The organism is Flavobacteriales bacterium, from assembly GCA_020435415.1.
Classification (GTDB): domain Bacteria; phylum Bacteroidota; class Bacteroidia; order JACJYZ01; family JACJYZ01; genus JACJYZ01.
In genome coordinates, this window is sequence record JAGQZQ010000034.1 from 16,211 (window position 1) to 30,372 (window position 14,162).

Sequence of the window (14,162 nt, forward strand, 5' to 3'; positions counted from 1 at the left end):
GATGAAAGCTATACAATATTCATGGTTTTTCGCCCTGGCGATGGCAGGGGCTCTGATGATGACTGCGGTGTCCTGTCGTAAGCCGGAAGAGAAGGAGCCGCCCGGAGAAGTATATTCGCCCACTCCCTACCACCCGGCGTATCCTTCGCATTTTCCTTTCATGACGGATACAGCTGAAAACCCCCTTACAAAAGAAGGTGTGGAACTCGGACGCCGGTTGTACTATGATGAAAAGTTGTCGTTCAACGGCCCCAACGAAGGCGCTTCCTGTTCTTCATGCCATCACCAGTCTTCTTCGTTTACCATCAATGCGGGAGGCACCGCGGTGCTTCCCCATGTCAATCTCGGATGGAACAAGACGTTCCTGTGGGAGGGAAAGGTGGAAGGTACACTGGAAGATGTCATGCGTTTTGAAGTGGAGGTGTTTTTCAATACCGAGCTGGAGGTGTTGAAAAACGATCCGCTTTATCCGTCCCTGTTCAGAAAGGCCTTCGGCGCCGGGGAGATCACGTATGAAAGAACGGCGTTTGCCCTGGCGCAATTTGTCCGGACATTGGTCTCCGGCAACAGCAAGATGGATCGCTGGTACAGGCATGAGGTCAACCTGTCCGATGCGGAGATGCGCGGCCTGAACCTGTTCTTTACCGAACGGGGCGATTGCTTTCATTGTCATTCTTTTCCTCTCACCTCCGACAACAGCTTCCACAATATCGGTCTTGATTCCGTATTTTCCGGCGCTTCCATGGGGAGGTACAATGTCACCGGAGACCCGGCGGACATGGGGAAATTCAAAACGCCCACCCTCCGCAACATCGAACTGACGGCACCCTATATGCACGACGGAAGATTCGCCACGCTTGAGGAAGTGGTGGAGCATTATAGCAGCGGGGTCAAATATTCGATTACCCTCGATCCGATCATGACGAAGCAGGGAAAATGGTTGCACCTTAACCTTACCACCCAGGAAAAGGCCGACCTTGTGGCTTTCCTCAAAACCTTTACGGATACTTCCTTTATTTCCGACCCCCGGTTGGGTTCTCCGTTCTGAGCTCCCTGTATTGTGTATAGCGTTATCCCAGCCTATGCATTAGAAAGCGCTTTTCGCGCTGATCTATATGTATTAACTGGGGTTATACATCAGTAGGCGAAGTACGAGCCGAAATACCGGCATGCTTTCGTGTCAGGTATTTTAAGGGGCAACGCGTTAATAGTTATAATATGACAAATATCATTTTTAAAAAGAAGATATCGGCCGTTATTTACCATAATAAATAACGGAACTATGCGCGTCATCGACAGAACAACAGGAAAACGCATCAACCAGGCAGACAAGGAAGCCAGCAAGGCATTGAACAGTTCGGATCCCATCATGCGGAATGCTGAGAAGGGCCTGGACCTGGAAGAGCATTCACCCATGGATCCGCCCGATGCCTACGATGGCTCCGTGGTGGATGGGATCGGGTATGACCAGATGCACAGACTGCTTCAGCACTACATGGACGAACATAGAACGGTGACCGGGAAACTGGACCAGTTCGAGAAAGCGCTGGCCGCCTTCAAGGAAAACCACTACCGGATGGATGCGGAGATCAATAAAGTCTTCGGTGAGTTTTTTAATTATTTCGATCACCATATCCTCGATCACAACCAGCGTGAGGAAAAACAATTGTTTCCCCTGCTTCATGAACGGTTGCTGGCATCCGAAGAGCACGGTGAAGGCCTGAACCCGCGTACCGCCGTGGATATGATGGAAGACGACCATGTCAAATTCATTCAGCTCGGATCCCTGGCCTTTAATATGCTGGGCCTGGCAGCCCGGTTGCAGGATGAACGGTCCCGTATGTTCGTATACGATACGGCATACAATAACGGCCGTGAACTGATCGAGATGTTGCGACTCCATATTTACAGGGAAGACCATATCCTGTTCCCGCTGGCGCATCAGCTGATCACCCGGGAGGAGTTTGAAAAGTTACAGCCCGTACAGGAGAAGTAATCTTCCCGTACGGGAGAAGCAGTCACCGGATGTTAAACAATGCATCACATCACCCGATCCCTCCCCCGGAGGATGCCCCGATGGACCTGCTGGTCGATTCGTTCGGCAGAAGGCACGATTACCTGAGGATGTCCCTGACCGAGCGCTGCAACCTCCGCTGTTTTTACTGCATGCCGGAGGAGGGTATCCCCCTGAGGGACAAGGCGCATTTCATGCGGGACGAAGAGGTGTTCCGGATAGCTGAGACCTTCGTGCGGCTGGGTGTGAAGAAGATCAGGCTGACAGGAGGAGAACCCCTCGTCAGGAGAGGTGCAGGGGAGATCATCAGGGCGCTTGGAACACTGCCTGTTGAACTGGCGGTGACCACCAACGGTATTCTTATCGATCAGCATATCGATGCTTTGAGGGATGCCGGCGTCCGGGCGGTTAATGTGAGCCTGGATTCGCTGAAGGAACAGCGGCAGGCCATGATCAGCAGAAGGAACTACTTTGACAGGATCATGACGAATATCCGCATGCTGCTGAACGAAAACTTCCATCTTAAGATCAATGTGGTGGTGATGAAGGGCGTGAACGATGATGAACTGGTGGATTTCGTAGAGTTGACCAGAGACCGTCCCGTACACATCCGCTTCATTGAATTCATGCCTTTCCAGGGCAATCAATGGAACTGGGCAAAGGGGGTGGGGTATGAGGAAATGGTCACCGCCATCAGGACCCATTACGGGGAAACCTCCGTTTCCAGGTTGATGGAAAAGCCCAATGAAACGGCAAAGTGCTTCGGAGTGCGGGGGTATGCGGGCAGCTTCGGGGTCATCAGTTCCGTGACCCACCCGTTTTGCAATACTTGCAACCGCATCAGGATCACCGCCGACGGGAAGATGAAAAATTGCCTTTTCTCTTCTTCCGAAACAGACCTTCTTACCCCCCTCCGGAACGGAGAGGATATTGTCCCGCCGATCGTCCGCTCCATCGTCTCCAAGTATGCTCAAAGGGGAGGGATGGATGTATTCACAGGCACGGTCGATCCCCGGCGGATCGATAAGAACAGAAGCATGGTGGCGATCGGAGGATGAAGTGAGTGACAATAATCATGAGCAGCCAAATAACCAGACGGATCATGGAGCCGAAAAAAGTCAAAGAATCCCTTACAGTCATGTGTGAATTCGTTTTGCCTGATGATGCGAATACATTGGGCAATTTGAGGGGAGGGAAACTGATCGATTGGATGGATATCGCCGGAGAGATCACCGCTCAGAGGCATTCAGGGATGGAAGCGGTAACAGCTTCCATCGCACAGGTCACCTTCCGAAAGGCGATCCGGGTAGGTGATATCGTGACCATCAAAGCAAGAATGACCAGGACATTCCGTACTTCCATGGAAATAAAAGTGGAAGTGTGGGCGGAGAACAGAGCCAGGCCCAGGCGTGTCAGAACTAATGAAGCCATCTTTACCTATGTGGCGGTGGATGCCGGCGGAAAGACCACTCCCGTTCCCGGGATCATCCCCGTTGGCGAAAAGGAAAAGTTGTTATATGAGGAGGCTGGAAAGAGAAGAAAGAACAATGGGACTCATCCCTGACATAACGGGTGGATCATACCCGTGGAAAGGGGATAAAACGTTATTTTTATATGATGCGATCCAGGGAGTATATTGAAGTTCCTTCCTGCAGGGAGTGCAAAGGCCGGAAGGACCATCTGCTTTTTTGTGCGCTCTCGGAACAGGAACTCGACCGGTTTTCGGAAGATAAAGGGGAGAACTTTTACCGGAAGGGACAGGTGATCTTTTACGAGGGGAACAGGGGGCACGGTTTGTTTTGTGTGTACCGGGGAAAGGTGAAGGTCCATAAGATGGGAGAGGATGCGAAGGAGCAGATCGTGCGATTTGCCAAAGAGGGAGATGTACTGGGATACAGGTCGCTGCTGGGAGATGAGCCTTATAATGCGACGGCCACCGCCATTGAAGACAGCATCATTTGTTACATCCCCAAGAGTAGGTTCCTGGAAGCGCTGGGAAGCAACAGCGATTTTTCATTCAGGACCATCCGGATGCTGGCACACGACCTGAAGGAGTCGGAGAAAAAGCTCATCAACATCACCCAAAAGCCGGTCGTGGAAAGGATCGCTGAAGCGCTCCTCATCCTCAAGGAAAAGTTCGGGTTCAGGGAGGATGAGAGAACCCTGGACGTGGTTCTCACCCGCAGGGAGATCGGCGATCTGGCCGGCGTCACCACCGAGACCACCATCCGTACACTTTCCGACCTGAACAAGAAGGGGATCCTCGGGATCCATGGCAAGCGCATCGAACTCGTCAATCTTCCCCAACTGATCCGGATGGCCAATCTCATCGATTGACAGATTTTACCATAGCCCGCAATCGTACGGCATCATAGGCCCATATGATGCAGGTCATAGCCTTTGGCAGCCTCCCAGGCTAAATTTGACTCTCCGGTTTTTAAATGAATTGTTCATCTCAAGCGCACTGACCTTGTTAACGGGAAACCTTTCTTTATTGGAAGAATATGCATTGAAGCATAACCTGGAGACTGCCCTCTACCGACCGGGAGATCCCATATTTACGGAAGGCGGAAGTGTGGATGGGGTCTATTATATCGTGAATCAGTACGCCCGGATCGTCAGGCAAAATGAGAACGGTGAAGGTATATTCCTGTTTACCGCCGCAAGCCGGGAACTGATCGGGCTGACCTCATTCCTGCAAAGGGAAAAGAGATATTCATGCTCTGCCATAGCGGGCGAACGATCATGCAGCGCCATTTTCTTTCCGAGGGCGGCGTTTTCCGGTTTGCTTCAGCAACAACCCGGACTGAGGCACGAACTTATGCAGGTCCTGTGCAAACGTATCCGGTGGATAGAGATCCGAACCAAAAGCATGCTCCATCAGAATACAGACAGAAGGTTGACGGACACATTGCTGTTTCTTTGGAAGATGGAGAATGACGGCAGCCGTTCCGCTTCTTCAAGTTCCGCCAGGATATGCTATTCTCCTGCAGAGCTGGCAGGAATGATCGGCACCTCGGAGGATTATCTGAAAAAAAGACTCGGGGAGATGAGGTCCAGGGGACTGATTGACTTCGGCAAAGACTGGATGGTGATACTGAATGCGGACCGGTTAAGGATATAAAACCCTTCTCATTTGTAGGCGTTACCAATTGAGACCTCATAACGAAGTTCTAATGCATAACATGCTGGCCTATTTACAGAATGATCTTACCGTCATATCTTGTGTACGGCATGGCGATTCGACGGTCCCGATTCCGATCCCCGATAACTATCGGTATAGTCATGTCGATACCAGGCTTTCATTGCACACCCCGTAGGGGTGATACATCGGTAGAATATCATGTTCAAGGGAATGAAAGAAACCGCCCCCGCCCCGGCTAATTATGATTTTCGCTATGCATTCTGCAAAACATAGCCGGGGCGGGGGCGGTTTCCCGATCTCGTGAGGGCATTCAGTGCTACCATTATATCACCCCTACGGGGTGGTCGTACGGTTTATCTTTTCCGGGAAAAGACCTCTAGCTTAGCAGCAACACTGTTCTTTCTTCAGCAGCAAAACACAGGATCAAAAGCCGGGGAATCTTCCCGGGCATGACCGGCAACCCCTTCCTCCCATCGGGGAAGAAGGAGGAAGGGGGCATACCGGTAGTTACAACAACGACATAGCAAGAAGGGAAATCATGCAGTGTTGGCCTGCTATATACCCTGTTGTTGTGATTCTTCAGTGGTTTCCCGGTTTCCGTCCGAAATAATACGCCTTTGAGTTCCGGATCGATTTTCTGCTCCAGTTCCAGATGACGAGCTGGTATCCGCGCCAGATATAATCGACCGGCGCCACCAGGAAGTGCACGAACCTTGTGAAAGGAATGATCGCGATCATAAAGAAGGCGGAGAAGATGTGGATCTGGACCACCCAGGGCATGGCGCTTACGGCGGCGATGTCGGGATTAAAGGCGAACACCGATCTCAGGTACGGGGTTAGTACGGCTGCGAACCAGGATGATCCCCACCGGCTGAAATAGGCAATGCCCAATCCGGATATGATCTGGGTAAGCAGTGTCACATAAACCAGCATGTCCATCTTGTTCGTTACAACCAGCACCCGGTCACTGCTCAGGCGGCGTCTGATAAGCAATACAAGGCCTGTCAGTGCGGATAGTCCAAAGGCAAAGGCGGTGACTTCCAGGATAAGCAGTCTCACCGGCTCACCGTTCCATGCCATCACGCTCCTGGGAAACAGGAAGGCAATGAGGTGACCGAAGAACAGGAACAATATCCCCCAGTGGAAAGGCTGGCTTCCCCAGAACAGTCTTTTTCTTTCCAGGAACTCGGAAGACAGCGATGAGACCTGGTAACCCCGTGCGCGATACCGGTATACGGATCCGATCAGGAAAATGACCAGCGACAGGTAGGGGAATACCGAGAAGAGTATATAGCTCAGCATCCCCGCATTGTTTGTCAGCCCGGTTTTCAACAGGTAAACAATACCTCCGGCCACTGCCAGCATGGCAATGAAAACTTCGGAATGGTTGGCCATTTTAGGCTGGGCGGCAGGTGAATATTCCCTGAGCATTTTCCTTGCCTTGATGATGGCTGAAAATGCATAGTAGAGAATGAACAACATCAAGGCAAGTAATACATACAGCATGATCTTGTTGAACATAGAAGCCGAAAGTAACGTCATGGTTGTACAGTTTTAGTGGGTCTCTTACTTGTGAACGAACAGGTGCCGCATGTTGCGCTGCCCGCGCCGTTCATCACGCTGGCATGTATGTGTTCGGGTTCGTGGTAGGGTATGTTTCTGAAGTCAGAGGTGAATACATCCAGAAGCGTTTGTATCGCGAACCTGTAAATGTTGCCGTTCTTCTGATCTTCCTGCAATACGGCGTTGTGTTTTTTCCGGAGCATCTTCGTTCTCAGTTCCATCCTGGATGCATCGAACTCTTCCATCATTTTTTTCAGGGCAGGAATGACCACCATCACGGCCAGTTCATCCAGGAGGGCTTTATCGGCGATCCGGGGGATCAGGGTCAGAACGTTCACAAGGTTGTCGGGAAGTTCCTTGCCGCACTCATTGCCTGCTTTTTGCTGTTCCCTTTTCATGTTCACCAGGAACTCTCCCCGTTTGTAATCTTCCCCGAAGATGACGAAGCCGAGGTCCAGATAGCAGATGGCCTGGATATGAAATGTTTTGGTGAACACCTCTTCCATTTCATACAGCGGGGTATGCATGGCCCAGTCGGCAAACTTCCGGAAGGTCTTTAGGGTATCCGGGTAAAGCATCTCCAGCAGGTCCCGGCATTCCGGTGTCTGCGTTCTCAGATCTTCCGACGGGTATCTGAACAGGTTCGAGAGGAGCTGGTATTGTATGTAGGTATGGGTTGCCATCGTTCTTTCCTTTACATTCCTCTTGCCGGTCTCATCTTGAACCCGAAGCCCGTTTCGCCTTTGGCATCTGCGGTGGCTTCTATCATTTCGAGGGATTCTTCCCTGTGTGCCGCCGGGATCACGAATCTTTCATCAAATGTTGCAAGCGAGGTCAGCCGGAAGATGTTATCCGCTTCCTTGGGATCCGTCTTGCCGGTCTGCAGGGCTTCCTCCACTTCTTCTTTCGGGAGGTCGCCGACGGTCACGTCCCGTCTGTGGATCTTCACCGCCAGTAGTTTCCGCAACACATCCTTGATCTTTTCTTCATTGCCGGCCGTGAACAGGGAGGCCAGGTATTTCATGGGCAGGCGATACTGGTCGATGCCGGCCCACAGGGACTTGGTGGTCGAGTCATAGATGCCGTCGCTGTCGACGCTGGCCATGGCCGGAAGCATCGGCGGCACGTAGAACAGGTTGGGTATGGTCCTGAACTCGGGGTGGAGGGGCAGGGCGATCTTCCATTGTTTTACAAACTTGTAGACCGGCGATTTCTGTGCGGCCCGGATGGTAGACTCTGCAATGCCGTTCTCCCTCGCCGCCTGGATCACCTCTTCACTGAAGGGGTCGAGGTAGATGGCCATTTGTTTATCGACCAGGTCTTTCTCATCGCAGGAAGCCACTTCCTGTATCTTATCCGCATCGTACAGCATCACGCCGAGATACCGGATCCGGCCTACGCATGAGTGCATGCAGGCAGGGGCCTGGCCTGATTCAAGACGCGGATAGCACAGAATGCATTTTTCCGATTTTCCGGTGTTCCAGTTGTAATAGCTTTTTTTGTAGGGGCAGGCGGTAACGCACATCCTCCAGGCCCTGCAACGCTCCTGGTTGATCAGCACCACGCCGTCCTCTCCGCGTTTGTAAAGGGCGCCCGAAGGACAGGAGCCCACACATGCCGGGTTCAGGCAGTGGTTACAGATCCTGGGAAGGTAATGAAACGTCATCCGTTCCAACTGGAACAAGCTTTCCTGTTCAGGTCCGCTCAGATCCTTGAAGTTCACATCGTTTCGTGCATAGTCGGGTGAACCGCTCAGATCATCGTCCCAGTTGGGCCCTGCCTGTACATCCATGGGCTTTCCTGTGACCAGGGATACCGGCCTTGCGGTGGGTTGATCGTCTCCTTCGGGCGCATCGAACAGATCAGAGTATTTGTAAGTCCATGGTTCATAATAGTCTTCCAGCACAGGCATGTGCGGGTTATGAAAGATGTTCTTGAGGCCTTTCAGTTTTCCCGCGCCCTTCAGGGATACCGTGTCTCCGTTCTTCTCCCATCCTCCCTTGTAGATGTCCTGGTCTTCCCACCTGGTGGGATAACCCGTTCCAGGCTTGGTCTCCACATTGTTCCACCACATATACTCCGCCCCTTTCCGGTCCGTCCATATGTTCTTGCATGCAATGGAGCAGGTATGGCACCCGATACATTTATCGAGGTGAAACACCATTGAGACTTGCGATCTGATATCCATGTGACTTCTTTTTAAGTGTTTATTTTAGAATTCTACCTTTTCCATCTTTCTGACCAGGACGTGTGTGTCACGGTTGGCCCCTACCGGTCCCCAGTAGTTGAAGTGATAGCTGAACTGGCCGTATCCGCCTACGAGCAGGTTGGGTTTCAGATGCACGCGTGTAAAACTGTTGTGCCCGCCTGCCCTCCGGTTGCCCCGCACCTGTGATTTGGGAACGGAGTAGGTCCTTTCGGGAGAGTGGTACACGATACACACGCCTCTCGGGATCCGGGCGCTCACACACGCCCTTGTACAGTACACGCCGTGATCGTTGTATACCTCTACCCAGTCATTGTCTTTGATGCCGATCTGCACCGCATCTTCTTCATTGATCCAGCATGGCTCCATCCCTCTCGAAAGCGTGAGCATCCTCAGGGTGTCTCCGTAGGTGGAGTGGATGTGCCATTTGCCGTGAGGTGTGAGGCAATTCAGCATTTTCGCCTTTCCGTCGTTGACGGTCTTTCTCAGGTCGCCGTATACTTCGGGAGTGGGAGAGGGCTTGTATGTGGGAAGATGTTCCCCGAACATGATGTAGCCGTCATGATCCAGGTAGAAATGTTGTCTGCCCGTGAGCGTTCTCCACGGAACGAGTTTGTCCACATTGTACGTATACGCCGCGTAAGCCCGCCCGTTGTTCATCAGTCCGGACCAGACCGGGGAGGTGTTGTACCTCCTGGGTTGGGCCTGCAGGTCTTTGTAATCGGTGCGGACATCTTTCAATCCTTCCCCGAGGTCGGCCAGTGCGAGTCCGGTCTTCTTTTCCATATTCTGGAAGGCGCGGTAGTTCAGCTTGCCGTTCGTCAGGGTGGAAAGGGTGAGTACAGCGTTGGCGGCTTCCACGTCTTCCCTGAGCGACGGGTATTCCTTTCCGTCGAACTGCCGGATATGGCTGCGGCGTTCCAGCATTTCACCATACACATCATCACACATATAATGATTGCCGTGCGCTCCTAGTCCGTTCTTTGCCACGCCTTCCCCCAGGGAGATGTACTTCTGGTAGATGAGCTTGTAATCCCTTTCCACCAGTTTCATCTTGTGCATGGTTTTGCCCGGTACGGGTTCGCATTCGCCTTTGCTCCAGTCCAGTAATCTCGGCTGGGTGATCTCGTCTGCCGAATCGTGGGTGAGCGGCAAATTCACCAGGTCGGTGACCGGCTCGGGCAGATGGGTTCTTGCCATGTCGCTCACCTTTTTGGCGATGGCCTGGAAGATCTGCCAGTCTGTTTTCGCTTCCCAGACCGGTGGAATAGCTTCCGACAGGGGGTGGATGAATGAATGGAGGTCGGTGCTGTTCAGGTCGGCTTTTTCATACCATGATGCGGTAGGAAGTACGATATCGGAGTAAAGCGCGGAGGTGTCCATTCTGAAGTTGATATCCACCACCAGGTCCATTTTGCCGGATGGAGCGCTTTCCCGGAAGATGATATCGTGCACCGATTCCCCGGCGACCTCATCGGCGATGTCATTGTGGTGGGTCCCGAGGTAGTGGTTGAGCATGTATTCATGTCCCTTGGCGCTCGACATAAGCGCATTGCCTCTCCATATGAACCAAACCCGGGGGAAGTTCACAGGATCATCCGGGTCGACCACGGAGTGAAGGAGCTGTTTAGACTTCAGCTGACCGACCACGTAATCGACGATCTCTTTTTCGTCTTTGGCGCCGTTCGCCCTGGCATCCTTCACGATATCCAGGTTGCTTTTGTTGTATTGCGGGTAGAACGGCATCCAGCCGTTGCGAACGGATTTCACCACCCAGTCGGCCGTATGCATGTTGGCCAGTTGGCTCGCATTTTCCGGGATGTTATTATAAATTTTCTGGTTGTTGTCGTACCGCCACTGGTCCGAGTTGATATAGTGCCAGATCGGCGCCTGCTGGAAGCGGTTGGCGCCCTGCCAGTCCTTGCCGGACATGATCGTGCCCCAGGAATCCACGGGAGCGAGCTTTTCCTGTCCGACGTAGTGGTTCATCCCGCCGCCGTTCTTCCCATTGCATCCTGTCAGCATTTGCGCCATGATCGATGCGCGGTACATGAGGTTGCCATGGAACCAGTGATTGATGGCAGCGCCCACGATGACCATGCATTTCCCCTGGGTCGCCTCGGCAGTATCCGCCCATTCCCTGGCGAATTTGATCACCGTTTTTCTTCCGATGCCTGTAAAGATCTCCTGCCAGGCGGGCGTATAGGCTGCCTTCTTGTCGTCGTAATCTTTGGGGTAGTCTCCGGGCAATCCCCTGCCGACCCCGTAATGCCCCATGATGACATCGTAGATGGTGGCCGCGGCGATCTTCTTCCCGTCGGTCGTTTCGATGAACTTCACCGGAACGCTGCGCAGGGTTTTGACATTCAGGCCGAATTCCTCGTATTGTACCTGGAGAACATCATCGCTTTTTCCGAGGAGGGTAAGCGCCGGATCATAGGGTTTGTCGTCCGTGCCGTTCTCATACTTCAGGTTCCATTTTCCCTTTTCCTCGTCCCAGCGGTAACCCACGGTGCCTTTTGGGGTCACCAGGTTTCCCGAGGCTTCGTCCAGGCAGAGGAATTTCCATTCGCCGTTGGATATATCCCGGTACTGCTGTACCCGGTTGGCGCGTATGAGTCTTCCGGGTTTGTAATGATCCCCTTCCTGTTCCAGTTCCACGAGGAAGGGAGAGTCGGTGTATCGTTTTACATATTCGATAAAATAATCCGTTTTCTTATCCACGTGCCATTCTTTCAGGATGACGTGTGTGACTGCCATCCAGAAAGCGCCGTCGGAACCGGCGTGGCAGGGAATCCATTGATCGGCGTGCTTGGCGACCATGCTGAAGTCGGGAGACATCACCACGGTCTTGGTTCCGTTGTGCCGTGCTTCGGAGAAGAAGTGTATGTCCGGGGTCCGGGTCATCCCGAGGTTGGCCCCCATGGAAACGCAGAACTTCGAATTATACCAGTCTGCGCTTTCGCATACGTCCGTTTGTTCACCCCATATTTCGGGATAGGCGCAGGGGAGGTCGCAATACCAGTCGTAGAAGCTCAGGTTCACCCCACCCATAAGCTGAAGGTACCTGGCGCCCGATGCATAGCTGAGCATCGACATGGCGGGGATGGGAGAGAAGCCGATGATGCGGTCGGGGCCGTACTTTTTCACCGTATAGAGGTTGGAGGCAGCGATCAGTTCAAGCACATCGTCCCAGTGCGCCCTTCTGAAACCGCCTTTCCCCCTTGCTTTCTGGTACCGTGTTCTTTTCTTGGGGTTTTCCTGGATGTTCTCCCAGGCCTGCAATGGATCCCCGTTCGTTCTTTTCTTTTCTTCCTGGAAGATGTCCAGCAGTGCCCCCCGGATCAGGGGGTATTTGACCCTGATGGGGCTGTAGAGGTACCATGAGTAGGAGATCCCCCGCTGGCACCCGCGTGGTTCATAGGGAGGCAATCCGTTCTCGAGCAGGGGGTAGTCGAGGGCCTGCATCTCCCACACTACGATCCCGTCTTTCACGTGGATGTTCCATGAGCATCCCCCGGTGCAGTTGACGCCATGTGTGCTCCGGATGACCTTGTCGTACTGCCACCTGTTCCGGTAAAACTCCTCCCACTTGCGGGTTTTCGGAGATATGATGTCTTCTATCCAGCTCATTGTTATATAGATTTGATTTGCCTTTTGTAAATATCATGTTTGACCGATGTCCGCAATCTCCTGTTCCAATGGGTTGCGATCAGCAACAGAAGAACGACGAGGCCACCGCCACCGCCGAGGATGAAGATGTTTGCCCCGCTTTTCGCCTGCTGTCCTTCGCTTACATTGTCGGCATGCTGCAGAAAGGCGGTCAGCTGGGCTATTTCCGAACTGTCCAGTGCATTGTTATTATAGGCGGATGCCATGGCAGGGAAGGGAGGTGCGCTTAATATTCCTGCCACGCCGGCATTCCCCATTCTCGTGTATACGTCTGTCAGATCTTTGGCGAGCAGTCCGCCGCTCACCAGTGCATTGTTGTTTACGTTGTGGCAGGAAATACAGGAGGGTCCGCCGTTGCTAAGTCTCTTTTTGCCTGAGAAGAGCGCGAGACCCGAGGCGACATCGGCTTCACTGTACTCGATCACCACTACGGGCGCTTCTTCCTTTGGCGTTTCCTGCGTTGCGGCAACGCTCTGTTTTGCCAGTGTTTCTTCTTCGATATATGCCAGGATGGATCTTATCTGGTCATCACCCAGGTGGGACTGGTCCGGCATGGCGATCTGGTTGAACTCCGCATATACAGCTGCCGCGTCGGCGTCACCGGACTGGATCAATGCCTGTGAAGATTTGATGAATTTCAATAACCATTCATCATTTCTCCGCTCATTGACTCCGATCAGGTCCGGGCCGACAAGTCTTTTCCCCAAGGCATGGCAGGCTCCGCAATTTTGTTTAAAAATGGAGGCTCCGTCTTGTGCCCTTGCATCACCTAAAAAGCATAATATTGCCCCTAATGATACGATCAGGTGTTTGCAGCTTATTCTCATGGATCTCAAGGTTTTTATATCGGTGAATAACCTGTTACAATGATCACCAAGTCCACGAGGTCAAAAAATGATTTGAATCATATTATTATCTGATTAATCATAGATAATGTGCTGATATGCTGAACACTTAAAAATTACCCGGACTGAAGGCATGTCTTTATCAGAGCATAATGGATTATCCTTTGGCTATGATTCAGTATCTAACGTGTTGACCGCTTAAGAAAATGAACCGGTGGTATGCATGATTCGCCTTGAGTACAGATTTGGCTTCCCTGTCTGTAAGGCGAGGCAGGTCCGACGGTTCGGGAACCTTCGCCCAACGCCCTGGTATTAACATTCCGGCAAACTCAATATGATTTCCGAAACTAAGTGGTCAACGCGTCAGTATATAGCTTTTCTCCATCTTATTACCTTTGTTTAGCTTCAGCAAAGCAAGGTTGGTTAACATTGTTACGGGGAAAATTGGCTTATCCCTAATCCTGTCCCGCTGACGATCACTCTCTCTGTATATTCAACAAACCACTTCCAATCCACCTTCCATGCAACGTACGTAGTCAAAATCGCCTTTGGCTGTGCGCTGGGAAATGTCTTCCCATTCCTCATTCAGACGGTAAGGCACATCAATATGTGTATCGGTTATGGTAAACCTCTTTGCCAGCTCTACGGCTTTGGCATGATTGGAGGCGGTTGTATCGGCTTGGGTCGGTTCACCATCCTGTGAGTCTCCGGCGCATG

The 14,162-nt window shown here is 52.3% G+C and carries 12 protein-coding genes; 6 read left to right on the top strand and 6 right to left on the bottom strand.

All coding sequences use genetic code 11. The features are described from left to right. Position 1: 1 nt before the first annotated feature. The 6 genes from KDD36_07485 to KDD36_07510 all read left to right on the top strand — a co-directional run bounded on the left by KDD36_07485 (position 2) and on the right by KDD36_07510 (position 5,138). Positions 2-1,048, top strand: coding sequence for a c-type cytochrome (locus KDD36_07485; GenBank protein MCB0396479.1), 1,047 nt, complete (start codon positions 2-4; stop codon positions 1,046-1,048). 234 nt (positions 1,049-1,282) lie between these two features. After that, positions 1,283-1,996 carry a hemerythrin domain-containing protein gene (locus KDD36_07490; GenBank protein MCB0396480.1) on the top strand — a complete coding sequence of 238 codons (714 nt, stop codon included), beginning with the start codon at positions 1,283-1,285 and terminating at the stop codon, positions 1,994-1,996. An 80-nt stretch (positions 1,997-2,076) separates the two neighbouring features. Beyond that, complete coding sequence (moaA, locus tag KDD36_07495) at positions 2,077-3,072, top strand: GTP 3',8-cyclase MoaA (protein ID MCB0396481.1); 996 nt, start codon at positions 2,077-2,079, stop codon at positions 3,070-3,072. A 44-nt stretch (positions 3,073-3,116) separates the two neighbouring features. Beyond that, positions 3,117-3,578, top strand: a complete 462-nt coding sequence (locus tag KDD36_07500) for an acyl-CoA thioesterase (protein ID MCB0396482.1) — start codon at positions 3,117-3,119, stop codon at positions 3,576-3,578. 50 nt (positions 3,579-3,628) lie between these two features. Next, positions 3,629-4,351: a Crp/Fnr family transcriptional regulator gene (locus KDD36_07505; GenBank protein ID MCB0396483.1), complete on the top strand. Its 723-nt coding sequence runs from the start codon at positions 3,629-3,631 to the stop codon at positions 4,349-4,351. 157 nt (positions 4,352-4,508) lie between these two features. Beyond that, the gene (locus KDD36_07510) at positions 4,509-5,138 is read left to right on the top strand and encodes a Crp/Fnr family transcriptional regulator (protein ID MCB0396484.1); all 630 of its coding nucleotides are present in this window, start codon (positions 4,509-4,511) and stop codon (positions 5,136-5,138) included. 600 nt (positions 5,139-5,738) lie between these two features. On the opposite strand, the gene narI is transcribed toward KDD36_07510, so the two are convergent. The 6 genes from narI to KDD36_07540 all read right to left on the bottom strand — a co-directional run. Continuing rightward, a complete protein-coding gene (gene narI, locus KDD36_07515) occupies positions 5,739-6,701 on the bottom strand; it encodes a respiratory nitrate reductase subunit gamma (protein MCB0396485.1) in 963 nt (320 codons plus the stop codon). Continuing rightward, on the bottom strand, positions 6,698-7,405 hold the full coding sequence (locus KDD36_07520; GenBank protein ID MCB0396486.1) for a hypothetical protein: 708 nt from the start codon (positions 7,403-7,405) through the stop codon (positions 6,698-6,700). Before KDD36_07520 ends, narI begins: the two co-directional genes overlap by 4 nt. 11 nt (positions 7,406-7,416) lie before the next feature. After that, complete coding sequence (gene narH, locus KDD36_07525) at positions 7,417-8,910, bottom strand: nitrate reductase subunit beta (GenBank protein ID MCB0396487.1); 1,494 nt, start codon at positions 8,908-8,910, stop codon at positions 7,417-7,419. A 24-nt stretch (positions 8,911-8,934) separates the two neighbouring features. Continuing rightward, on the bottom strand, positions 8,935-12,561 hold the full coding sequence (locus KDD36_07530; protein MCB0396488.1) for a nitrate reductase subunit alpha: 3,627 nt from the start codon (positions 12,559-12,561) through the stop codon (positions 8,935-8,937). Positions 12,562-12,563: 2 nt separating this feature from the next. Then, positions 12,564-13,427: a cytochrome c gene (locus KDD36_07535; protein MCB0396489.1), complete on the bottom strand. Its 864-nt coding sequence runs from the start codon at positions 13,425-13,427 to the stop codon at positions 12,564-12,566. A 511-nt stretch (positions 13,428-13,938) separates the two neighbouring features. Continuing rightward, positions 13,939-14,162 (bottom strand): hypothetical protein (locus tag KDD36_07540; protein MCB0396490.1); only part of this gene is annotated, 224 nt, incomplete at its 5' end.